The sequence below is a fragment of the Microcoleus sp. Z1_B2 genome (genome assembly GCF_036700325.1).
Lineage (GTDB): Bacteria > Cyanobacteriota > Cyanobacteriia > Cyanobacteriales > Microcoleaceae > Microcoleus.
Genome location: NZ_JAUBOQ010000019.1, coordinates 1 through 23,072, shown reverse-complemented (window position 1 = coordinate 23,072; position 23,072 = coordinate 1). Strand labels below are relative to the sequence as shown.

The window sequence follows — 23,072 nt, the reverse complement described above, 5'->3', positions numbered from 1 at the left end:
CTACCGAATTTGATATGACTGATTATATAAGGATTTGGAGCTTGCCTAAAGTTGCTTTTTTTCAACTGGTTTCATTTAATTAAAAACCCGGTTTCTCGGAGAAACCGGGTTTTTAATTAACAGTATTTATCCGTTGGTAGAGTGCATTAATGGCTTAATGCGAATTCGGGCAATTTCGGCTCAGATGGGCCATCGGGCACTATCTTAACCTGACCGTTTTCATCCACATCAACGATCGCCTTTTGGCCGTCTTTTAGCTTCCCAGACAGCATTTCCTCAGCCAGTACATCTTCCAACAACCGCATGATTGCGCGGCGCAAAGGTCGAGCACCGTAGCTGGGATTGTAGCCTTCTGTAACTAACAAGTCCTTGAACCGGTCTGTCACCGACAAAGTAATACCCTGTTCGGTTAAGCGGCTGAAGACTTGCTGCAACATAATGTCCGCAATCTGCTTCACTTCTTCCCTGTTCAACTGGCGGAAGACGATAATCTCATCCAAGCGGTTGATAAATTCGGGACGGAAAAACTGTTTCAGTTCTTCGTTTACCAAGCTGCGAACGCGGTTGTACTGAACGTCTGCTGCACTGTCAGCAAACTCGAAACCGAGGCCGCCGCCGCCTTTTTCAATTACTCGCGAACCGATGTTTGATGTCATGATCAGCAGTGTATTCTTAAAGTCTACTGTCCGACCTTTAGCATCAGTTAAGCGGCCGTCTTCTAAGATTTGCAGCATCATGTTGAAGACATCTGGGTGAGCTTTTTCGATTTCGTCGAACAAGATGACTGTGTAAGGACGGCGCCGGACTGCTTCTGTTAGTTGGCCACCTTCGTCGTAGCCAACGTAACCCGGAGGCGAACCGATGAGTTTGGAAACCGTGTGGCGTTCCATGAATTCGGACATATCTAACCGAATCATGGCTTCTTCGGAACCGAAGAAATATGTTGCTAGGGCTTTTGTAAGTTCGGTTTTGCCGACGCCTGTGGGCCCGGAAAAGATGAAACTGGCGATCGGGCGATTCGGATTTTTCAAGCCTACCCGCGCGCGACGGATAGCCCTAGAAACTGCGCTGACAGCTTCTTCTTGACCGATCAAGCGCTGGTGCAGCGTGTCTTCCATGTGCAGCAGCAATTCCGATTCGGATTCTGTCAGCTTGCTGACTGGTACTCCCGTCCAATTAGCCACGATGTGGGCGATGTCTTCTTCGGTGACAATGGGAGAAGTTTTGAGTTGGCTTTTGTTGATCGTAGCTTCGGCGATTTCGGCTTCTATTTCTAATTCGCGATCGCGCAATTTTCCAGCTTTGTCGAAGTCTTGCTCGCGCACTGCTGCATCTTTTTCTTTTGTTACTGCGGGCAGTTGCTTTTTGAGCTCTTTAACTTCGGGCGGGGTTTGCGAATTCATCACGCGGACGCGGGAACCTGCTTCGTCAATTAAGTCGATCGCCTTGTCTGGCAAAAACCGATCGTTAATGTACCTGTCTGACAGTGTGGCCGCTGCTTCTAAAGCTGCGTCGGAAATTGTCAGTCTGTGATGCTGTTCATAAGCCGATCGCAACCCGTACAATATTTCTATTGTTTCAGCCACGCTCGGTTCACCGACTTTTATCGGTTGGAAGCGCCGTTCTAAGGCAGCGTCGCGCTCGATGTGTTTGCGATATTCGTCCAAGGTAGTGGCGCCGACACACTGCAATTCGCCTCTAGCAAGGGCGGGTTTGAGCATATTGGAGGCGTCCATGCTACCTTGAATTGCGCCTGCACCGACTAAGGTGTGAATTTCATCGATTACCAGAATGATGTTGCCGGCCGCGCGAATTTCGGCCATGATTTTCGTCAGCCGTTCTTCAAATTCGCCTCGGAACTTTGTACCAGCAATCAGCGAACCCATATCGAGGCTGATTACTTGTTTGTCTTCTAAAATTTCCGGGACGTTTCTGTTAACAATTCGCTGGGCTAGGCCTTCGGCGAGGGCTGTTTTGCCGACTCCCGGTTCGCCTACTAACACTGGATTGTTCTTCGTGCGGCGGCCGAGCACTTGGATCACGCGCTCGATTTCATTTTCGCGGCCCACTACGGGGTCGAGTTTGCCGGCTGCGGCTAACTTGGTCAGGTTTGTGCCGAATTCTTCTAAAGTCGGGATTTTGCGATCGCCGCTATCTCCCCTGCCTCCGGGTACCGCCGCGACTTCTCCCACGGCACGAATTACCTGCGTGCGGACTCTCTGGCGATCGATCCCCAAGTTTTGCAGCACCTTCGCCGCCACCCCTTCATCGTCCTGAATCAGCCCCAGCAGGATGTGCTCGGTGCCGATGTAATTGTGGCCTAACTGCCGCGCTTCGTTCAGGGCCGTCTCAAAAATGCGCTTAACGCGGGGCGTAAAAGGAATTTCTGGCGGGAGGAACCCAGAACCTCTGCCGATGATATTTTCGATTTCATTGCGCGCCTCTTTCAAGTTGAGGCCCATATCCAGTAATACTTTTGCAGCGATGCCAGTGCCTTCGCCGACGAGTCCCAGAAGAATTTGCTCGGTGCCTACAAAATTGTGACCGAGGCGTCGCGCTTCCTCTTGGGCTAGCATGATTGCTTTAATGGCTTGTTCTGTAAAGCGTTCAAACATATTTTTTCTATCCTACTGTCTTGGCGAGGGCTGTATCGCTGCTGGTGAGGAGCGATTTGGAACACTACACAAATTATAGATGTAAATTTTTGTGTATTTCCTTCTATAACAATGTATCTTGCTAAAGGGGTAGGGACAGTGGGGAGACCCGAATACTATAGGTGTGGTTGCCGTCTCGCAGTACGATCGACAAATGGCAGTGTAAATTAACTACCAGCCGGGAAGTCCCTCGGTATATTCAAAGGGGACGCATCTGAGCGCTGCGCCCCGTACCCCGAATAAATTACTCCTTGGGATGAAAGGCTCGTCGGGTGTAGGTACCGAAACCGACAATTATTCTTTTATACCCCAAGATGATCGGGAAATACTCTGATACTAAATTAGCAAGTGGGGGTGGAACTACCTCACTATAAAAAGCATGAGAAAAAAAAGGAAAAAGAAGCCTGCGGTCTAACTGTACTCAGTTGACCGTCAGGTTTGTTCACATTTGGCTACTATGAATCAATCTTCGGGAGCATCTTGATTTTTTGATGTACCTTCCAAGTATTGAAATAGTAATTTTTGGTATGGCATTTTGGACACACATAAACTATACTATCCAAAGGTCGAAAAAAGGAAGCTTAAAAATGCAGCTAACTTATAAATACCGCCTCAAACCCACAAAAGCCCAACTAACAACAATTGTGGCTCATCTAGAGCTTTGTCGTCGGCAGTACAACTACCGACTCAGCGAAAGATTTAGATGGTGGGAAGCCACGAGAACGCCCGTCAACGCCTGCCCTTTGATTGTTTCGATAGTCCCTGTGGAGGAGATTTATCGAAATATTCCTTTGACGAGAGTGCAGACTAGGGATGGTAGGAAGAAGGATGAATTAGGCAATCCTTTAACCAGGAAAGGCGACGTTTTCTCGAACCTTGAAGGCGGATATGTACAGTGGCAGACGATACAACTTGCCGACCTGAAAAACACTAAGAAGCTGTTTCCTGATTATAAAGTGTTAGATTCTCAGGTCTTACAAGATGTCGTTAACAGAGTTGAAACTTCCTTTTCAAACTTTACCACGCCCGACAAGAATGGTAATCGTAGAGGTAAGCCCAAATTCAAGGGGCTTCATTACTACAAATCCTTCACATACCCTCAACTAGATAATTTACATATCGTTAAGGACGAGCAAAACAGGATTTGTATTGACCTAGCAAAGATAGGTCAAGTGCCGATGGTATTCCATCGTCCAATACCAACAGGGTTCAAAGTTAAGACGGGCAGTGTTATCAGAGAAGCAGATGGGTGGTATATTTCCTTGACGCTAGAAGATAAGACGGTTCCCGTAACGGTTACAGAAATTCAACCGACGGTCGAAAATACTGTTGGTATAGATATGGGGATAACCCATTACGTCTATCTTTCCAATGGCAGAAGAGTTGAGAATCCTAGATTCTTGAGGAAGTCGGCCCAGAAGTTAGCAAGGCTTCAAGCGAAGTTAGCTGGTAGAGTAAAGGGTTCTAAACCTTGGAAGATTATCAAGGGCAAGATTTCCAGACTCCATCAGTTTGTAGCTAGAACTAGATTAGATTTTCAGTTCAAAACAGCACATGAGCTATTCAGTAAATGCGATGTTTTAGTTGTTGAAGACTTGAGCGTCAAAAATCTAACTAGACGTGCCAAGCCCAAGACCGATATTGAGGATGGTAATTTGGTTTACTTGCCGAACGGTCAGTCAGCTAAGAGCGGTTTGAATAAATCAATGCTTGATGCTGCTCACGGGCAATTTGCTAGCGTCCTAAAATATGTCGCCTGGAAGCTAGGTAAAAGCGTTTTGTTTGTTGACCCGAAAGGAACTTCTCAACATTGCTGGAAATGTATCAATAAAGTCCCGAAAGAATTATCGGAACGCTGGCATTCCTGTCAGTGCGGAGAATCTTTGGATCGAGATGAAAATTCAGCTAAACTTATTAGAAAGATTGGTCTGAGTTACAAAAGTGGCGGGGGAACTCCGTCACTCAAAAAAGCCTTTGCAAAAAAGGAAAAAGAAGCCTGCGGTCTAACTGTACCCAGTTGACCGTCAGGTTAGTTCACAGCCATCGTGAAAGCAACTGTTCAATTACTTCCACAAAGCCGATCGCAATTTGGATCAATGGCCAACCCACCAAACAAATTAACACCGCCCAGCGAGTTTTAATATCCAAACCTTGGCGAACCGCCACAATTACAGCTAGCAAACTCCACACAGCTAATATCCGCTCAATTCCTTCTCCCAGCAAAGGAATCAACGTTAAGAAATTCAGCACTTGGGGGGCGTAGGCAAAGCCGATCGGAACCAGCAACTCCCCATAAGTTACGTGTCCCGGCTTCAGCCACTCCCCAATTTTAAAGATACTGAAAGTCCAAAAATAATAACCCCCCGCGACTGCCAAACCCTCTATCAAAAGTCCTAGAAATAATACTGATAGCTCAGTCCGGTTGATTAACAAGATGACAGCACTGCCCAACACGCGGGACAGCGCAGCTAAAATTACAATTGTTAAAGCTATTCGCTTAGTTCTGCGAGTGTAGGGAGTTTTTTCGTAAAAATTGCCGTTCAAAGAAAGTGCGTTCCAAAGCGTTGCGCCCAAACCTGCAATTGAATCTTCTCCTTTCACGTTGAACTCCTGCTCCTCAAGATAGTTGACAACTTTTACAAAATAAGCTCTAATACAGCAGAATCACCGAAGTATTTCTAGGTAATTAAGTAATTAATTGGCATTCTACCAGATTTTATTAAATGCTAAGATTGATTTTACGGATACTTGCATGGCTGCGCGGGGGAAGTTTAAATTTGTTGCTCATCGCAGGTGTAATCCTGATAATTTGGGGCATTCTTTCGCCGGTGGGAACTGTTATATGGTGGCTGAATCAAAGTGCTGAAACTTTTGGTATCAAGAAAAATCCGCCGGAGATACTGCCCTCAAACAAGGGCAATCTAGAAGCGCGTAAGTCTTCGCCACTCAATTGTTATATCATCTTTTTAACGGGAGTTGGCGATTTTTCGGGGGACGAATTAACCCCTGGTGAAGAGTTGTTTCTCAAGCGTTTAGTTAAAAGTCATCCGCAGTGCGTAGCAGTGGGCGATGTTTTTCCTTATTCAGCTTCTAACAAAAGTTTAGGAGGAGAGCGCTGGCTAGCTCCTTTTTGGCGGTTTGCAGAACAGGCAAAAAAAGGGCCGATTGCGGGGAATATATTCATTAAAATTCGCAATCTATGGAGGTTTGCAATTTCTCTAGATTATCGCTACGGCTTTGCATACAATCAGGGAATAGCTAATGCAATTATCGAGCGGATGAATGCTCAATCTCCCATTTCAGTTAATTCTCAAAAACCTGTGAAAGTTATTTTAATTGGCACTAGCGGCGGAGCACAAGTTGCTTTGGGTGCTACTCGCTATCTTAAAGAATGGCTGAAGGCAGAAATTACGGTTGTTTCGGTTGGGGGCGTGTTTTCGGGAGAAAATGGTTTTGCAGAAGCCGATCGCATTTTCCACTTTCGCGGCACTCGCGATTCAGTTGAGGATATTGGCGGCATAGTTTTTCCCAGTCGCTGGTACTGGTACGCGACTTCTCCTTTCAACCAAGCTCGTTTGCAAGGCCGCTATGCAGCAGCTTTGAGCGGCCCTCACAAGCACGACGGCGATGAGGGATATTTTGGGGAAAATCTGGCGGCGGACGGCAAAAAGTATGTAGATATAACCCTGGACAAGATTAATCAATTGCCTGTTTGGTCTGAGGGCGCGTCTGATTGATAAATTCTTGCGTATTCGATAGTCATTAGTTATTAATTGTGTCATTGTTGGTTGTGCGTTGCTTGAAGCTTGGCCTTGTTGCCTTCCAGTCTCTACATCCAATGCCCAATGCCCAATGCCCAATTCCTAATTCCTAATTCCCCATTCCCTATTATCAATGTCTAGACCAACATTATATATTGCCATCACGAATCACGGATTCGGTCACGCTGTCCGAGTTGCGTCCGTAGCTGCAAAAATTCAAGAATTAAATCCAGATATTTTACTAATTATCACAACAACAGCACCTCGCTGGCTGCTAGAATCTTACATTGGTGGCGACTTTATCCACCGTCCCCGCGCTTTTGATGTGGGTGTGGTGCAAGCTGACAGTTTGAATATGGATAAAGACGCGACGCTGGAAAAATTGCGGGAAATTCGGAAAAAGCAAAATTCCCTAATTGCCAGCGAAGTTACTTTTATCAAGCAAAATCGGGTGGGCTTGGTGCTGGCAGATATTCCTCCTTTGGCAACGCGAATGGCGGCAGCGGCTGGGGTTCCTTGCTGGATGATGAGCAATTTTGGGTGGGATTTTATCTATCGCGATTGGGGCGGGGAATTTGTAGAAATGGCAGATTGGATTGGTGAGTGTTTCGGAATGTGCGATCGGCTTTTTCGTCTTCCTTTGCACGAACCGATGGCAGCTTTCCCAAATATTCAAGATGTGGGCTTGACTGGCGGCAATCCTCGCTACAGTAACGATAAAGTTCGGGAAGCATTCGGCATCGAAACACCGCTGGAAAAAACTGTATTGCTGACGTTCGGCGGATTGGGTTTAGAGGAAATTCCTTATCAAAATTTACAGCAATTTAGCGACTGGCAATTTATTACTTTTGATGCGGGAGCACCCGATTTGCCAAATTTGATTTATGTCAAAAATGAAGAGTTTACACAATCTTTCCCGATTTTACCGCGTCCGGTTGATATTATGCCTGTCTGCGGGCGCTTAGTTTCTAAACCCGGATACAGCACTTTTGCGGAAGCTTTGCGCTTGGAAATACCTGTTGTTTCTATCATGAGAGAAGGTTTTGCAGAAGCTGCGGTGTTGCTGGAATGGCTTCAAAATTATGCGGAACATCAAATTGTGACGGCGGCGGAGTTTTTTGAGGGGGATTGGGAGTTTTTGCGACAACCGCTGCATCCGCCGCGTTTGTCGGATAAATTGGATAAAAATGGTACGGAGGCGATCGCCCAAGCTGTTGTAGACTATTTTTCATAAGTCCGATTAGAAATCGATCTTACACAAACAAAGTCTACCTCCGCCAACAGAAGAGTTTGGCATCAGTCTCATCCAAAATCTAAAATCTAAAATCTAAAATCTAAAATCGAATGAATCACTATCAACAGATACTCAAGATTCAAACTACCGGGAAATCTCTGTCCAAAATCACTCCTAAGATAGAAGATGCGGTGGCGAATTCAGGTATTAAAACGGGACTTTGCAGCTTATTTTTGCGCCATACTTCTGCTAGTTTGGTGATTCAAGAAAATGCTGACCCGGATGTACTTAAGGATTTGGCTAACTTTTTGGCTAAACTGGTACCGGAGGACGATCGCTACATTCACGATGCCGAAGGCCCAGACGATATGCCGGCGCACATTCGCACTGCGCTGACTCATACTTCTGAACAAATCCCGATCGATCGCGGCAGGTTGCTGTTAGGAACTTGGCAGGGAATTTACCTGTGGGAACACCGCCAGCGGGGTCACATTCGCGAATTAGTTGTTCACGTCAGCGGCACTTGATCGGAATTTGTACCTCGCTGATTTTAGTTGCTTCCGGCGTCATCGGGGAATTGTAAAAAAAACGGCGCGGCGGCCCGACTATTTCGTATTCAGGATGTTCTTGAAGCCAATCTTTGAGTTTCTGGAGGTTATTTTCGTAGCTTTCCCAAGTGTAGGCCCCGCCCACGCCAATGCTGACAACCGTCATCGGCGAAGTATCCGTGATTTCTACAGCGGAGTTAACGCTGCTGGGGGCGATATTTGGTGTGGGATAGAGGAACGAAACTTCAGCTTGGGGAACAGCATCGATTGCCTCGGAAGTTTCCGTATAGCGCGCTTCTACTGGCGTTGTCATCGCAATTTGGTTGTTGCTGATGTGTTGAAATAAGGGATTGAAGGCGATGCCAGTTGCTTGTCGCAAATCGCCCGCGTGGGTGTAGGTGACAGCGCGGTACTGAGGATATTGCTTCACTTCTATCACCCCAATCTGTGCGGGTTCAGGGAATCCAGTAGGTAATACCATTTGAGATTTAAAAGTTGAGATTTTACATTGAAGAATGGGGAAAGACTGACTCCGCAAGGGTTTGGAACTTGCTTGCAGTTGCATGGTTTTTGGCAACTGATATAAATAGGCTGAGATTGTTTGCAGACAATCGTTCAGGTGGCACAATTAGTTTAGCAGTTATTTAAGGCGCTGCTAACTATCGATCGCCTAGAATTAGTTGAGAGATTATTAATTAACCTCGTAATAATACGGACGGCACTGACTAAGCAGAGAAACATTAATCTAGTTGTGCTTGAAAAATTAGCGTTTTTCAGGTGTTTGCTATTTGTGTCGGAAAATATTCGGCTGTTGGGCCCATCGATCTGTGCGTTCTCAGTTATTGGGACGCTTATCGCGTTCAGTAACGCCTATCAATTATACCGCTTTCAGGGAATGACGTATGAAAAAGATTCTAGTGATTGAGGACGAGCAAGTAATTCGGGAGAATATTCTCAAACTCCTCAAAGCTGAAGGTTTCGACGTGACGGGTGCAGAAAATGGATCGCAAGGTTTATATGCGGCGGTGTCAAATCTTCCAGACGTGATTATTTGCGACGTGATGATGCCAGAACTTGACGGGTATGGGGTGCTGATGGCCTTGCGATCTAATCCTGTTACTGCTACAGTACCTTTTGTTTTTCTCACCGGTAAAGCCGATCGCTCTGAAATGCGGCAAGGTATGGAATTGGGGGCAGATGATTACCTGACTAAACCTTTTAGTAAAGCTGAACTTGTGGGCGCGATATCGAGCCGCTTGAAAAAACAAGAAGCTGTTGCTGAACAGTACAATACTTTGCGATCGCAAAGCAGCGAATTTATCCAAAAGACTGCCGACAAACTAGAGCAGATCAAAACTCGTTTGTGCAACGCACTGGAACGAGAAGAATTCCAAGTTTACTATCAGCCGCAGGTCAATGTCCAGACTGGTAAAATTATGAGCGCAGAAGCTTTAGTGCGCTGGGTACATCCAGAAAAAGGGCTGATTTCGCCCGCAGAATTTATTCCCCATGCCGAAGAAACTGGCTTCATTGTAGAGTTAGGTGAGTGGGTTTTGCAGACAGCTTGCAAGCAAATGCAAGTTTGGCAAAATGCTGGTTTTTCGGGGCTGCGGGTAGCGGTGAATCTGTCGCCACGCCAATTTCACCAACCGGATCTCAGCAGCAGAGTTGCCCAAATTTTAGCAGAAACTGGTTTGGAAGCGAGCAGTTTGGAATTAGAGCTGACAGAAAGTTTGATGGTAGAGGATGCCGAAAGTGCGATCGCGACTTTGCAACATTTGAAAAATTTGGGAGTTTGTATATCTCTTGACGATTTCGGCACTGGGTATTCTTCTTTAAGCTATCTGACGCAATACCCCTTCGATACTTTAAAAATAGACCGATGTTTTATCAGCAATATTACCGATGGTTGCACAAATGCAGCGATTGTGAAAGCTATTATTGAAATGGCGCACAGTCTCTGTCTTGAGGTAATTGCCGAAGGAGTTGAAACAGAAGCAGAAAAAGATTTTCTCTGGCGCTATAAGTGCGATATAATGCAAGGATATTTGTTTAGTCCTCCTTTGGCTGCAGCGGATTTTGAATACTTGTTAATGACCGGAAAATAAAATATCTATAAAGTCAATATAGAGCAGATAATTAAGTGCCATAGTTGGGGTAAAATATGTTTTTATAATCTACCAGTAACGTTGAGTAAATCAAGTCAAGCAATACAATAAGGATGTTTACATAGCTGTTAAACTAGCTCGATAGTATTTTTAGCTATTTTGTCCAAATTGCTTGTCATTGTCAACCTCGGAGAACTGGGCGTGCTGATGCAGTTTGGTAAAGTGCAATAACAGTTAGTAGGAGAAGAAAATCACGTAATAACCCCCACAGTTTATACTGTAAAAAAGTTGAGCGTCAGGGTGGAAAAACAGGAAAGTTCCGCTGAAGCTTCCTCAAAATATTTGCAAGATTTTTTCACATATGTAGCGCTCAACAGGCACATTCTATTAGAAGAAGTCCCAGCTATTTTTAAACAAATAGATGACGAAGAATAAGTCATTGCTCGCATTATATATCCGGCGGTTGAAGAAGTATTAAAAGGAGTCATGGCCAAATACACGGCTGAAGAAATTATTACTAAGGGGGAGAACTTAAAGCCGGAGTTGATATTTTTTTTGACCTACGGAAGGAAGAACCGCTCCTCCGATTTATATCCACAAGACAGCATTACCAGGCACAAGCCTGGTAACGATGTGGCAACAGTGTTTTGTAGGAGATCCTCGATAGTATTTTGAGTAAGATGCAGCCACGGATTTAAGCTGAATAAGCAGGGAAAGTCATCGCGTGTTTGGCCTTGACGTAAACTTGCTGATCTTGCTTGAGCTGTAGATAATCGAAGCGATCGCGACTTACGTAAGCTGTTACTACCTGACCCGATTCTAACAATAACTGGGTTTGAATTTCGCGTCCTACATGAATGATGCGGCTGACTTTTGCTAATGCAAAACCAGACTCCGGCTTAGTTTGAATTTCCACGTCATGGGGGCGCCAAAATACTAATTCACAATGAGCCGCTCCACTATTTTGAGGCGTTGTACCGTTGCTCGCGAACAAACCCGCAGCATTGGGCAACACATTGACAGGCCCAATAAAAGTCATCACAAAAGCTGTTGCCGGTTTGTCGTAAATTTCAGCAGGAGTGCCAACTTGTTCGACTCTACCTTGGTTCATCACCACAATTTCATCGGCTACTTCCATAGCTTCTTCTTGGTCATGAGTCACAAAAACTGTGGTGATGTTAACTTCTTTGTGAAGGTTGTGCAGCCACGATCGCAATTCTTTGCGAACTTTAGCATCTAATGCTCCAAAAGGTTCGTCTAGCAGCAGCACTTTCGGTTGAACTGCTAGAGATCTGGCTAAAGCCACCCGCTGCCGCTGGCCGCCGGAAAGTTGCGAAGGATAGCGATCGCCCAAACCTTTCAACTGAACTAAATCCAAAAGTTCATCAACCCGCCTGCGAATAGAGTCTTTAGGAACTTTGCGAATTTCCATCGCAAAAGCAATATTTTTCCGAATAGTCATGTGTTTGAACAAAGCATAGTGCTGAAACACAAAACCAATATTCCGTTCCTGCACCGACTGGTGGGTAGCATCCTCGCCGATCAGGTAAATATGACCCGTGTCCGGCGGTTCTAGTCCAGCAATCATCCTCAGCAGAGTCGATTTCCCCGAACCGGAAGGCCCTAAAAGCGCGACTAGAGAGCCGTTTTTTATTTTCAAACTCACGTTGTCAATCGCGTGGAAGGAGCCGAAGTGTTTCGATACGTTCTCAATTGTAATGCTCATGACTTTGTGTACCTATTTTAGGAGTTGATGGTATTAACTCCATATATCTGACCGATTTACAGTAGTATATCCTGAAATTAATATTTTGCAAGGTCTGTAACTTTTTGTATTGTATTTCGAGCCCTCCTGATGGGGACGGCGCTTGGAAGTTGACGCTGGCGGGCCGTCTGAGTTAACCCGCGAGGGTTTTCAGATGTGGCTGTAGCCGTAAATGCGATCGTCCCAGAATAAGCCATGCTGAAATTACGTAGAAACCGGGTTTGATGGACGAAAATACTGCATCAAAACCTTTAAAACCTTTAATTCCCGTAAAAAACCCGGTTTCTTTGCTGTCGATATATCTATATTTTACCGCTGCCGACAATTCCCCGACTCCCGGCGATATTAAAGATTTCATGTACAAATTGCTCAATCTGAGGTGCGATCGCACACAATTTAGATCACAATAGTTAATTCAGAAGCCCGCCAGCTTCACCTTTGAGAAACGGACAGAATAGTAAATTCTAACCAGAACACCACTATGGGAAAACCAACAGGCTTTATCGAATTCTTGCGCGAATTGCCCTCCGAACTCTCACCAGTCGAGAGAGTCCACAACTGGGACGAATTTCACCTGCCGATGGAAGAGGACAAACTCCGCACCCAAGGCGCGCGCTGCATGGATTGCGGCATTCCGTTTTGCCACACGGGGACAATTATCAGCGGCATGGCAAGCGGCTGCCCGATTAACAACCTCATCCCGGAATGGAACGACCTAGTATATCGCGGACTGTGGAAAGAAGCCCTTGACAGACTCCACAAAACCAACAACTTCCCTGAATTCACCGGCCGCGTCTGTCCCGCCCCCTGCGAAGGCGCTTGCGTGCTCGGCATCAACAATCCGCCGGTGACGATTAAAAACATCGAAGCCTCGATTATCGATAAAGGCTGGGATGAAGGCTGGATTGCCGCCGAACCACCCGCCAAACGCACCGGCAAAAAAATCGCCGTCATCGGTTCCGGGCCCGCCGGTTTGTCCGCCGCCGCGCAACTAAATAAAGCCGGTCATTGGGTAACAGTATACGAAAGAGCCGATCGACCAGGCGGCCTGCTAATGTATGGCATCCCCAACATGAAGCTAGACAAAGAACAAGTCGTGATGCGCCGCCTCAAAGTCCTCGAAGACGAAGGCGTGACATTCGTCTGCAACACCGAAGTCGGCAAAGACTTACCAGCAGAACAACTGCTAAAAGAATACGACTCCGTTGTGCTCTGTACCGGCGCGACAAAACCCCGCGACTTGGGCATCCCCGGCCGGGAATTAAAAGGCATCCACTTCGCAATGGACTTCCTGACTGCGAACACCAAAGCAGTTCTCGACAAGAGCACCAACGGCAACTTCATCTCCGCCGAAGGCAAAGATATCGTGATCATCGGCGGTGGCGACACCGGCACCGACTGCGTGGGCACCTCCATCCGCCACGGCTGCAAAAGCCTCGTACAGCTAGAAATCCTGCCCAAACCGCCCTCGGAACGCGCGGCCAACAATCCCTGGCCTGAATGGCCAAAAGTCTACCGTCTCGACTACGGCCAAGAAGAAGCCGCAGCCAAATTCGGCGATGACCCCCGCGGCTATCTCACCACGGCGACAAAGTTCGAGGGCGACGAAAACGGCAATGTCAAAGCTGTGCACACCGTTGAGGTGGAGTGGGCGAAAAACGAGAAAGGGCAGTTTATTCCGAACCACATCCCCGGCACCGAAAAAGTGTTGCCGGCACAGCTTGTTTTGTTAGCGATGGGCTTCCTCGGCCCGGAACAGCCCTTGCTGGATGACTTGGGATTGGAACGTGACGCCCGCAGCAACGTGAAAGCCGAGCACGAAAAATATACAACCAGCATTCCGGGAGTTTTCGCGGCTGGTGATTGTCGCCGGGGACAAAGTTTGGTGGTTTGGGCGATTAACGAAGGGCGGGGCGTGGCCCGGGAGTGCGACCTTTATCTGATGGGGAGCACTGATTTGCCTTAGTTGGTAGGTGTGGGTCGATCGAGATTGTTTAATTTCCCATAATTTACAGCTTATTCCATGTAGATGTAGATCGCGATCGACCGGGTTTCGAGCAACAGAATCAGTAATGATGCCAGAACTGTAAAGAAACCCCGTGAGAGCGCGGTGTACTTCATAAACCTGGAATACGCTGTATTAAGCCCGTAGGGGCGGATTCGCCAAGATTTTGATTTAAAAACCCAAAATGTTGTAAACCCGCCCTTTGTACCTTGAAATAGGTAGATTGCGATTTACCGTGTTCGTGGGGGCGGGTTTACGAAATTATGGATTTTAGGCAAATATTGTTGGTGAATCCCGCCCCTTGTATCTTAGGAATGAAAAATAAATAAGTTGATGAGTTATCGGTTATAAGGAAAAAATTTTAAGATTACAATCTTTACTCCTACAGAGATCAACTTACAACTGATTTTTCTCTTTAACTATTCTAATTTACTTTTAAATCGATGTCTGATTCTAATTCACTTGAGTCAGAAATGAAAAACGGTTCTTCCTTACTTGGTATGCTAAATCAATAGCTAAATCAGTCAAATAAATTGAGGTTAAAAATATGTGTCCCAATCTTGCAGAAAGGCATAAATTACAAGAAAAATTCCGACAAATATTTGAGTACAAAAAACCAATTGGTTGAGGGCATTGTTGAGAATTGGTATCTGCCAGAAAAGAACTCAACAATATTTTCCCGATACTGTTAAGACTATTACTAATTGGTTTGACGAGATAATTGCTTACTTTGATAATAGGACAAGAAGTGGTATTGTTTAAGGTATTAACAACAAGCTTAAGTTAATAAAACGTTCTGCCTATGGCTTGAGGATTTTTGAAACCTACAAAAATAGAGGTTTGCTTAGTTGGCATTTTAACTGTTAGTTTGGCATACCAAGTAAAGAAGAACCGGATTTGTTTATAATGAAATAGCCGCGCTTTTTGTTGCGTAAATAAAGCGTTTTACCAGGTTTAATAGCAGGTGTTTTCTTATTGTGTATTCAAAAAATCACCTAATTAATTTTATAACTTGTCGCTAAATTTAATTTTAATCTATTAAAATATCAAAAAAAGCTGGGATATTAAAATAAAAAAAAAATTACTTGCTAATCGCTAATCGCCCCAAAGCAATTAGCAATTAGCAATTTTACTCAAATTATCACATTTTGCTGATAATTCTTTGCAGGATTTCTACGCCTGATACCGCTTGCCAGCCAAACAGCCCCAAGAGCACAATATTCAGAAAGATGTGAGTGTTTCTGGCCAAATCATTGCCTTTTTGCATCAAAGGAGTCAGCGATGCTGCGATCGCAATTATTGCCGTCATTCCCAACCCTGCTAGCAAGTGCGGGCCGACAAATAGTTTGCCGTTGTTGATGTAGGTGACGGCCATTCCGCCCACTGCCCCCGTTACCATCAAGGCTAGCAGCAAAGAACCCATTTGGTGGTGTTTGATGTTGAATTTGCCCTTAATTAACTCTTTTTTGACTTCACCTTCGGCACTTCTGGTACGGCGGATTTGCAAGCCGAGATACAAAGCATAAAATGAGATGGCCAGCAGTACCCACATTAAAACTGGGTGGAAGAATTGGCTCCAAACTTTCACTGACTGAGGAATTTCGAGATTCATGGTGTTCTGAGGATTAGCAAACATACTTCATAAAACTTAGCATACCAGTCAGGCCGTCTCGTGCGACGGTAAAAATATACGGTATGAGAGACTATTATGGCTGCCACTAAACAAGACGCTGTATTGATTCAAGCCGCCAAGACTGGCAACATTATTCACGTCCAAGCTTTACTCGCTAAGGGTGTTAACGCTAACGCCAAAGACTCTGAGGGGACGACGGCTTTGATGTTTGCTGCCCAAAAGGGCTATACAGAAATCGTGCGTAGTTTACTAAACAATGACGCTAATGTCAACCAGGTGAGCAGGCGTTTTGGGCTAACGGCTTTGATGCTGGCGGCGGCTCACAAACAGGCTGACTCTGTGCGACTGTTGCTGGCGGCGGGTGCTGATGTTAATGCTAAAAATGATGATGGAAGTACGGCTTTGATGGCGGCTTCTCTCAAAGGAGATATCAATGTTGTGCGGATGTTACTTGATGCTAATGCTGATGTAAATGTCCGAGATAAAGATGGAGATTCTGCTCTGAAAATAGCTGCTTTATCGGGTCACGAAGCTGTTGTCAAAGCTTTGGTGGATGCGGGTGCGGTTGCTGAGAATTCTATGCTGTTTTTAGCTGTCCGTCAAGGTAGCGCTGAAATTGTGCGAATTTTGCTCAAGTGTGGGGCGGATGCTAATGTTAAAAATCTAGAGAGCAAAACTGCTTTGATGCTGGCTGCGACGGCGGGAAATTTGGCTGTTGTCGAGGCGCTGTTGGCTGCTGGTGCTGATGTCGAAATTCCCGACAAAAACGGAGAAACTGCTTTAACTTTGGCTGCGGATTCTGGCAATACTGATGTGGTGCAAACTTTGCTTGGTGCGGGTGCTAATGCGAATGTAAAAAATGGAGATGGGGGCACGGCTTTGATGGCGGCTGCTGCTGGGGGAAATGCGCCGATCGCCCATATCTTACTCGATGCTGGCGCGGATATCAACGCTAAGGATAAAGATGATGAAACTGCTTTGAATTTTGCGGTGGTTGAAGGCTGCGAAGATGTGGTGGAATTGCTCTTAAACCGAGGTGCTAGTGTCGGTGCTAGAAATAGGTTGGGCGATACGCCTTTACTGGTGGCGGCTGTTCACGGCCACAGTGCGATCGTATCGGCTTTGCTGCAAAAAGTAAACTCAAATCGGGATGAGTTTCTGAATGCGAAAAACTTTGGGGAGACGGCTTTGACGCTGGCTGCTTTTCACGGACATACCGAGACTGTGAAGGCTTTGCTTGAGGGCGGTGCTGATCCCAATGTCCCGGCGGATTTGGGGAAAACGGCTTTAATGAAGGCGTGCGATCGCGGTTATATGGCGATCGTCCAATTATTAGTCGAAAAAGGTGCCGATGTCAACGTGCTGGATGATTCGGGCGCAACTGCTTTAATGTGGGCCGCACATCGGGGTTATCCTGATGCAGTAAAGATTTTAATTGATGCTGGTTCAGAACTAAACCACAAAAATCCGGGAAATTATACAGCTTTAATGCTGGCTGAGTTTAAGGGTTATTCCAGTGTGGTAAAATTGCTCAAAAGTGCTGGAGCACTGGAGTAAGAATGAAATAGTTTTGAGTAAGATAATTCTGTCATTCTGAGGGTAGGCTTTGGGAAGTGAAGAATCTCCTACCAAATTCATAAAATAGCGCTACATATCTACCCCCCCAACCCCCCCTTATTAAGGGGGGGAGTAAAACTTTCTATGTAGCATAACTTTATGAAATTGGTATCAGATATCGGGACTTACCCATTGTAATGGTGTGGCAATAATTTGAGATTCTTCGCTTCACTCAGAATGACATAATTAGGTGATTAGTGCGTCCCGGACAATGAATTATATCATGTCCGATCGATTAACCATAATATCCCGGTCGGGGCGGGTTTTTGAGATTGTCAATTATTGGCGATTATGGTTGGTGGAACCCGCCCCTACAAAAATCGCGGTAGCTCGACCCGACATGATATTAACCTCAATTTGCTTTACGTACCCAGCCGTTAATAGTAAATCGGCTATCAGCAAAAGCTTTTGAGGGACAGCTAACTCGCAAAACTTCGTGCATATAGCGACTCAGAAAAAATACTATGCTGTTATTGCGAGGTTCAACAGTTCTGAATGTCTTGTCTGCAACATAAAAATTGTTCTCAATTTTGCTGTCGTAAATTTGCAATTCGCCACCTGAAAAAGCTTTGGGTTCTCGATAGAAATAGTAAACGTAAGTGAAAAACCGGGTGGCGGTATCTGGAGAGCCGCTGTCGTTGTGAAGCTTATAAAAGTTGTTGTCATTGTGCATGGTTAACTGAGCTTCTATTTCACCAAGCGGAAATGAGGGAATATTTAATTTTTGCAGCACGTCGGGGAGAATTGCTTTGATGCGATTAACCATCAGTTCGGAAAATTCGGGGAACGAGTGGAGTACCATCGAACGGCGGTAGTCTTCGGCATTAGTTGAGGTGCTGGTTGTCACAAATTCTGATTCTTTTGCTAAGACATATTTAAGGAGTTTGTTTTTTTCGGCAGGGGTCAAAAAGTTGTCTATTTGGGCGTAGCGAGATATTAAGTCGTCATTTACAGGCGGCGCAGGGGCGGGAATTTCGGCGGGAATTTCGGCGGGAATTTCTACAGGAGTTGCAGGCTGCTGCGGTTGCAGTTGCTGCAAGTAAATTGGGGGTTCTGTGACTAATCCGACTAGGTGTTCGCCGGGAAAAGAAAGGGCGGAACGCCCGTCGTCTATGGGGATTTGAAATAAGGGCGAAAAACCCAGTGTTTGTTGGGTGCGATCGACTAATGTTTTGATCAGGCTGTGCAATAATGGTGTATCAGATTTGAGGGTGACGGTGCATTGATGTCCCCCGGTGAGCAGGATTTTGACTTTTATGTCTTGGGGTTTAATTTGCGGTTGAATTGTGCTAGTCATAATTTTTGAAGGACGCAACTGGGAATTTGGTACGACATAACAGTGTTGATTGGTGTCATAGCCTTCCCGATCCCCCCTAACCCCCCTTAAAAAGGGGGGGACAAGAGTGTAAAAGTTCCCCTTGTTAAGGGGGAGACAAGAGTGTCAAAGTCTCCCGTCTTAAGACGGGAAAGGATTCTTCTCAAAGTCCCCCTTCTTAAGGGGGATTTAGGGGGATCGAGACTTAGAGTAAAACCAGAGATACAAATAATTTCCGACTTAAGTTAAGACCAATAAACACTATTGTATCCCTACAATATGGCACACAATTGAAAATTGCTTTAGGTCTTATTCCTAATGCAAGAAGTGGCGGATATCAGTGAAAACCATTGTGATTCCGAGTTGGTTGGCGGCTTCAATGGAATCTCGATCGCGCATACTTCCTCCTGGTTGGACGATCGCAATTATGCCCGCCTCAGCCGCCGTTTTTACGGAATCGTCGAAGGGGAAGAAACCGTCGCTAGCCAAAATCGCTCCTTTGCTCTTTTCTCCTGCTTGTTCCAATGCTAGTTTAACCGAACCCACGCGATTCATTTGTCCGGCGCCGACACCGATTGTAGTGCGATCGCGCGTCACAACGATCGCATTAGATTTGACGTGTTTCGCTACTTTCCAAGCAAACAGCAATTCTTCCAACTCTCCCGCCGTCGGCTGTTTCTCAGTAACAACCCGCCATTTGCTAGTTTCTTCTACTATATTATCTGAGTCTTGCACCAGCAAACCGCCTGCAATAACTTTAACAGTTTGTGGCGGCCCTTGAGTCAAATCTGGCAAAATTAATACTCGAACTTTCGCCTTTTTTTTGATAATTTCTTCTGCTTCTGGCTCGCACCCCGGCGCGACAATACATTCTAAAAATGTTTGAGTTAACGCCGTTGCGGTAGCAGCATCAATCGGGCGATTGAGGGCGACAATTCCGCCGAAAGCTGAGACTGAATCGGTGTCGAAGGCTTTTTGATAAGCTTCAGAAATAGTTGTTCCCAAGGCTGTACCGCAAGGATTTGTGTGCTTCAGAATAGCGGCGGCAGGTGTGTCGGGGAATTCTACGATTAGCCGCCTTGCTGCTTCTAAATCTACTAAATTATTGTAGCTTAATTCTTTGCCTTGCAGGATGGTGCTAGTCGTCCAGCCTGTCGGTGTAGTTCCGCTTTGATACCAGGTGGCGGCTTGATGGGGATTTTCGCCGTAGCGGAGAGTTTGCAACTCTTTTCCTGATAAATTAAACTCGTCTGGTAGCGAAGATTTTTCAGCGGATTGGCTGCTGCTGAGATAAGTTGCGATCGCGCGATCGTAGTTGGCTGTATGTTTAAAGGTTTCTAGAGCGCATTTTTGCCGAAACTCTAAGGATGCTTCGCCACCATTTTCCCGCAGTTCTTTTAAATAAGTATTGTACTGTTCTGGGTCGCACAAAACTGTCAAATGAGCATGGTTTTTGGCGGAAGCTCTCAACATTGCCGGCCCGCCGATATCTATCTGCTCAATTGCGTCTGCTAGAGTAACTCCTGGTTTAGAAATTGTCTCTTCAAAGGGATACAGATTGACTACAACTAGATCGATCGCCCGAATTTGATTTGCGGTTAAATCTGCGAGGTCTTCCGGTACGTCGCGGCGTGCTAAAATGCCACCGTGGATTCGTGGGTGAAGTGTTTTGACTCGCCCTCCCAAAATTTCGGGGGAACCAGTATATTCTGCAACTTTGGTGACTGGGATGCCTGCTTCTTTGAGAGCCGTTGCTGTCCCGCCACTACTAATTATGTCAAATTCAAATTCTTCTACTAGACTGCGCGCTAAGTCGATTAGTCCGGTTTTATTGGATGTGCTCAGAAGTGCTAGACGTGCCATTGGTTTGAAGTTGCGATCGCAAAAATAGATAGGTTATATTCTATACCAAATCGGCCCGCAGGGAGATGATTTGGTCATGGCTAATTATGATTATTTTTAATAATCAAAGATGAGTTCGCTTATTTGTGACCATATTTTTTGTCAAATTTATATAATATTTTATACTGACCAGTGGTTTCTAGATATCTAGAACTTGCGCGTGGAACTGATTATTTTGTGAGTGCGAGGGGGATTGAAGCCATATCCAGCTTCCACAGTTCGTGTCGCTACGTAAGTGTCAATGTTGTTGAAATTACTTAATAAAACTTAATAGATAATTATAGGGCGATCGCTCTTGAATTTTAACGATGTTTTATGATGAATTCTAAAAGTAATGTGCTAGCATCGGGTGTAAATTGCTCTCTCCCTAAATTTCCCGAAAAATAGGGCGATCGCCACACATTAATCTAAACAATAATTTGGTAGGGTTAACATATGTTTTTTCAAGAAGCAGATCCAGAAAATAAGCTCAGTAATATTAGCAGGAATCATAAACAAACTGCTCCCAATCTGACTAATAGAACAGGCTACCAACAGATTTCAAAAAAAAGAATCCAGAATTCACCAGAGACCAATATTTCCGAAGCTTATAGTGTTAGTTTGTGCGAATTGCAGCAGATGGAGCGAGCAATGGAACAGCTAAAGCAGGATTTGAAAGCTAGCGAATCTCGGTTTAGGAATGTGATCGAAAAAAATGCCGACGGCATCGCAATCGTTAACAAGCTAGGACTTGTCTGTTTTGCCAACCAGTCAGCAGAAGCGCTGTTTAACTGCACCGCAGATGAACTTTTAGGGCAAGCATTTTTTGGCAATTTAGTAGTAGAAGTTTCCGCTTGTGACCTTGAGATGGCGACGGATATTATTCCCCAAGTTGGAAAAACAGAAGCACCAGGAACTCGCGTCGTGCAAACAGAAGTTGAAGCTATTCGCAAGCAAAAAGCAAATGCTGTAGTAGAAATGCGGGTGGTGGAAACGGAATGGGACGGAGAAATGGCTTATTTAGCTACGCTGCGGGACATTACCGATCGCAAGCGCGCAGAAGAAATGCTTTGGTTGTACGATCGAGCTATCGCAGCTACTAGCACCGGAGTTACGATTTCTGACGCCACTGACCCCGAAAATCCAATTATTTATTGCAATCCAGCATTTGAAAGCATGACAGGTTATCGGCGGCAGGAAATTATCGGAAAAAACGGCCGATTTTTGCACGGAAGCGATACGGATCCGGCGGCAGTAGAAATAATTCGCCAAGCCTTGCAAGCAGAAAGCGAATGCAAGGTAATATTAAAGAATTACCGCAAAGACGGAACCGCTTTCTGGAATTGTTTCTCCATATCTCCCGTGCGCGATCGAATGGGCCAATTAACTCATTTTATTGGCGTACAGAGAGACATCACTGAGCGCAAACAAGCCGAAGAAGCCTTGCATAATTCCGAAGCACAAAGCCGAGAACAAGCAGCTCAACTAGGAGCCACACTGGAGCAACTAAAAGCCACTAATTCCCAATTAGTTCAAAGCGAAAAAATGTCTAGTTTGGGATTGCTACTTGCCGGCGTCGCTCACGAAATTAACAACCCAGTCAGCTTCATTTACGGCAATCTCGCTCATCTGACCAATTATACTCAAGACTTGTTCGATCACCTCGAACTCTATCAACAACACTATCCTAATCCAGTCGCAGAAATTCAAGAGCAAAGAGAAAAAAATGATCTAGATTTTTTAGCTGAAGATTTACCTAAAATACTATCTTCAATGAGCGTTGGTGTCGATCGCATTTGCCAGATTGTGCAGTCGCTGCGGAACTTTTCGCGGCATGACGATTCACAGATGAAACCCGTTAACCTCCACGAAGGTATCGACAGCACGCTGTTAATTCTCAATCACCGTTTGAAAGGGAACGGAGAAAAGCAGCCAATTCAAATTGTAAAACACTACGGAAAATTGCCAACCGTTGAGTGTTTCGCTGGGCCGATCAATCAAGTTTTTATGAATATCCTCAGCAATGCGATCGATGCTTTAGAAGATGCGAACAGTAGGCAAAATTGTCGAGAAATGCTAGAAAATCCCAGCCAGATTATGATTGGTACGGAAGTTGTCGGCAATTTTGTAGAAATTAAAATTGCCGACAACGGCCCTGGAATAACTGAGGAAGTCAAACAGCAGATATTCGATACATTTTTTACTACCAAGCCCATTGGCAAAGGCACGGGAATGGGTTTGTCAATTAGCTATCAAATTATTGTAGAAAGACACAAAGGCGAATTATATTGTAATTCGGAATTGGGCAAGGGCACGGAATTTGCTATCAGAATTCCGATCGCACCTTAGCGCGGAATGTGCAATCTACACGTTACCAACTTGATATATAGGCAAACAAGCGAGGGGGACTCGCACTCCTACAAAACGAGAAAAATCGTTTTTTCTCGTTCCCAGACTCTGGCTGGGAACGCATACTTAGGATCGCGAATTAAATAACTTACAATTTTAATTGTTATTGTGGGATGGGCGTCCCGCCCGTCCTTTTTGGACG

The 23,072-nt window shown here is 45.4% G+C and carries 18 protein-coding genes; 10 read left to right on the top strand and 8 right to left on the bottom strand.

All coding sequences use genetic code 11. The features are described from left to right. Positions 1 to 146 precede the first annotated feature (146 nt). Entirely contained in the window at positions 147 to 2,615 is a 2,469-nt protein-coding gene (locus QT984_RS13235; protein WP_333054035.1) for an ATP-dependent Clp protease ATP-binding subunit, read from the bottom strand. 626 nt (positions 2,616 to 3,241) lie between these two features. Between QT984_RS13235 and QT984_RS13230 the strand changes: the two genes are divergently transcribed. Then, complete coding sequence (locus QT984_RS13230) at positions 3,242 to 4,675, top strand: transposase (protein ID WP_333209454.1); 1,434 nt, start codon at positions 3,242 to 3,244, stop codon at positions 4,673 to 4,675. Between the two features lie 13 nt (positions 4,676 to 4,688). Here QT984_RS13230 and QT984_RS13225 read toward each other — a convergent pair whose 3' ends face one another. Further along, entirely contained in the window at positions 4,689 to 5,255 is a 567-nt protein-coding gene (locus tag QT984_RS13225; RefSeq protein WP_333231975.1) for a hypothetical protein, read from the bottom strand. 122 nt (positions 5,256 to 5,377) lie between these two features. On the opposite strand from QT984_RS13225, the gene QT984_RS13220 reads away from it, so the two are divergent. The 3 genes from QT984_RS13220 to QT984_RS13210 all read left to right on the top strand — a co-directional run bounded on the left by QT984_RS13220 (position 5,378) and on the right by QT984_RS13210 (position 8,176). After that, positions 5,378 to 6,391, top strand: coding sequence for a hypothetical protein (locus tag QT984_RS13220; RefSeq protein WP_333231977.1), 1,014 nt, complete (start codon positions 5,378 to 5,380; stop codon positions 6,389 to 6,391). Positions 6,392 to 6,548: 157 nt separating this feature from the next. After that, positions 6,549 to 7,649, top strand: a complete 1,101-nt coding sequence (locus QT984_RS13215) for a glycosyl transferase (protein WP_333315564.1) — start codon at positions 6,549 to 6,551, stop codon at positions 7,647 to 7,649. A gap of 110 nt (positions 7,650 to 7,759) precedes the next feature. Continuing rightward, entirely contained in the window at positions 7,760 to 8,176 is a 417-nt protein-coding gene (locus QT984_RS13210) for a secondary thiamine-phosphate synthase enzyme YjbQ (protein WP_006631723.1), read from the top strand. Here QT984_RS13210 and QT984_RS13205 read toward each other — a convergent pair. Then, positions 8,163 to 8,678, bottom strand: coding sequence for a heme-binding protein (locus QT984_RS13205; protein ID WP_333054040.1), 516 nt, complete (start codon positions 8,676 to 8,678; stop codon positions 8,163 to 8,165). The genes QT984_RS13210 and QT984_RS13205 overlap by 14 nt on opposite strands. A gap of 421 nt (positions 8,679 to 9,099) precedes the next feature. Here QT984_RS13205 and QT984_RS13200 point away from each other — a divergent pair, with 421 nt between their 5' ends. Then, positions 9,100 to 10,305: an EAL domain-containing response regulator gene (locus QT984_RS13200; RefSeq protein ID WP_333209458.1), complete on the top strand. Its 1,206-nt coding sequence runs from the start codon at positions 9,100 to 9,102 to the stop codon at positions 10,303 to 10,305. Positions 10,306 to 10,593: 288 nt separating this feature from the next. After that, positions 10,594 to 10,740: a hypothetical protein gene (locus QT984_RS13195; protein ID WP_333209460.1), complete on the top strand. Its 147-nt coding sequence runs from the start codon at positions 10,594 to 10,596 to the stop codon at positions 10,738 to 10,740. 259 nt (positions 10,741 to 10,999) lie between these two features. Here QT984_RS13195 and QT984_RS13190 read toward each other — a convergent pair whose 3' ends face one another. Next, on the bottom strand, positions 11,000 to 12,031 hold the full coding sequence (locus QT984_RS13190; protein ID WP_333054043.1) for a sulfate ABC transporter ATP-binding protein: 1,032 nt from the start codon (positions 12,029 to 12,031) through the stop codon (positions 11,000 to 11,002). Positions 12,032 to 12,203: 172 nt separating this feature from the next. Next, positions 12,204 to 12,428 carry a hypothetical protein gene (locus QT984_RS13185; RefSeq protein WP_333054044.1) on the bottom strand — a complete coding sequence of 75 codons (225 nt, stop codon included), beginning with the start codon at positions 12,426 to 12,428 and terminating at the stop codon, positions 12,204 to 12,206. Between the two features lie 123 nt (positions 12,429 to 12,551). On the opposite strand from QT984_RS13185, the gene gltD reads away from it, so the two are divergent. Together gltD and QT984_RS29800 are read left to right on the top strand one after the other, a co-directional pair. After that, positions 12,552 to 14,036 carry a glutamate synthase small subunit gene (gene gltD, locus QT984_RS13180; protein WP_333209463.1) on the top strand — a complete coding sequence of 495 codons (1,485 nt, stop codon included), beginning with the start codon at positions 12,552 to 12,554 and terminating at the stop codon, positions 14,034 to 14,036. A gap of 804 nt (positions 14,037 to 14,840) precedes the next feature. Further along, on the top strand, positions 14,841 to 14,942 hold the full coding sequence (locus QT984_RS29800; protein WP_445243026.1) for a hypothetical protein: 102 nt from the start codon (positions 14,841 to 14,843) through the stop codon (positions 14,940 to 14,942). Positions 14,943 to 15,216: 274 nt separating this feature from the next. Here QT984_RS29800 and QT984_RS13175 read toward each other — a convergent pair whose 3' ends face one another. Next, positions 15,217 to 15,687 carry a DUF4079 domain-containing protein gene (locus QT984_RS13175; protein ID WP_333054092.1) on the bottom strand — a complete coding sequence of 157 codons (471 nt, stop codon included), beginning with the start codon at positions 15,685 to 15,687 and terminating at the stop codon, positions 15,217 to 15,219. 96 nt (positions 15,688 to 15,783) lie between these two features. Between QT984_RS13175 and QT984_RS13170 the strand changes: the two genes are divergently transcribed. After that, positions 15,784 to 17,265: an ankyrin repeat domain-containing protein gene (locus QT984_RS13170; RefSeq protein WP_333054047.1), complete on the top strand. Its 1,482-nt coding sequence runs from the start codon at positions 15,784 to 15,786 to the stop codon at positions 17,263 to 17,265. 412 nt (positions 17,266 to 17,677) lie between these two features. Here QT984_RS13170 and QT984_RS13165 read toward each other — a convergent pair whose 3' ends face one another. Both QT984_RS13165 and purH read right to left on the bottom strand, forming a co-directional pair. Then, positions 17,678 to 18,622: a 2OG-Fe(II) oxygenase gene (locus tag QT984_RS13165; protein WP_333054048.1), complete on the bottom strand. Its 945-nt coding sequence runs from the start codon at positions 18,620 to 18,622 to the stop codon at positions 17,678 to 17,680. 333 nt (positions 18,623 to 18,955) lie between these two features. Next, complete coding sequence (gene purH / locus QT984_RS13160) at positions 18,956 to 20,503, bottom strand: bifunctional phosphoribosylaminoimidazolecarboxamide formyltransferase/IMP cyclohydrolase (RefSeq protein ID WP_333054049.1); 1,548 nt, start codon at positions 20,501 to 20,503, stop codon at positions 18,956 to 18,958. Positions 20,504 to 20,977: 474 nt separating this feature from the next. Here purH and QT984_RS13155 point away from each other — a divergent pair, with 474 nt between their 5' ends. Then, complete coding sequence (locus QT984_RS13155) at positions 20,978 to 22,870, top strand: PAS domain S-box protein (RefSeq protein WP_333374164.1); 1,893 nt, start codon at positions 20,978 to 20,980, stop codon at positions 22,868 to 22,870. Positions 22,871 to 23,072 lie beyond the last annotated feature (202 nt).

Bases quoted from the DNA above. Each gene is read 5' to 3' on its own strand.
- QT984_RS13235 (WP_333054035.1), bottom strand. From the start codon at position 2,615: ATGTTTGAACGCTTTACAGAACAAGCCATTAAAGCAATCATGCTAGCC.
- QT984_RS13230 (WP_333209454.1), top strand. From the start codon at position 3,242: ATGCAGCTAACTTATAAATACCGCCTCAAACCCACAAAAGCCCAACTA.
- QT984_RS13220 (WP_333231977.1), top strand. From the start codon at position 5,378: ATGCTAAGATTGATTTTACGGATACTTGCATGGCTGCGCGGGGGAAGT.
- QT984_RS13215 (WP_333315564.1), top strand. From the start codon at position 6,549: ATGTCTAGACCAACATTATATATTGCCATCACGAATCACGGATTCGGT.
- QT984_RS13210 (WP_006631723.1), top strand. From the start codon at position 7,760: ATGAATCACTATCAACAGATACTCAAGATTCAAACTACCGGGAAATCT.
- QT984_RS13205 (WP_333054040.1), bottom strand. From the start codon at position 8,678: ATGGTATTACCTACTGGATTCCCTGAACCCGCACAGATTGGGGTGATA.
- QT984_RS13200 (WP_333209458.1), top strand. From the start codon at position 9,100: ATGAAAAAGATTCTAGTGATTGAGGACGAGCAAGTAATTCGGGAGAAT.
- QT984_RS13190 (WP_333054043.1), bottom strand. From the start codon at position 12,031: ATGAGCATTACAATTGAGAACGTATCGAAACACTTCGGCTCCTTCCAC.
- QT984_RS13185 (WP_333054044.1), bottom strand. From the start codon at position 12,428: ATGAAATCTTTAATATCGCCGGGAGTCGGGGAATTGTCGGCAGCGGTA.
- gltD (WP_333209463.1), top strand. From the start codon at position 12,552: ATGGGAAAACCAACAGGCTTTATCGAATTCTTGCGCGAATTGCCCTCC.
- QT984_RS13175 (WP_333054092.1), bottom strand. From the start codon at position 15,687: ATGAATCTCGAAATTCCTCAGTCAGTGAAAGTTTGGAGCCAATTCTTC.
- QT984_RS13170 (WP_333054047.1), top strand. From the start codon at position 15,784: ATGGCTGCCACTAAACAAGACGCTGTATTGATTCAAGCCGCCAAGACT.
- QT984_RS13165 (WP_333054048.1), bottom strand. From the start codon at position 18,622: ATGACTAGCACAATTCAACCGCAAATTAAACCCCAAGACATAAAAGTC.
- purH (WP_333054049.1), bottom strand. From the start codon at position 20,503: ATGGCACGTCTAGCACTTCTGAGCACATCCAATAAAACCGGACTAATC.
- QT984_RS13155 (WP_333374164.1), top strand. From the start codon at position 20,978: ATGTTTTTTCAAGAAGCAGATCCAGAAAATAAGCTCAGTAATATTAGC.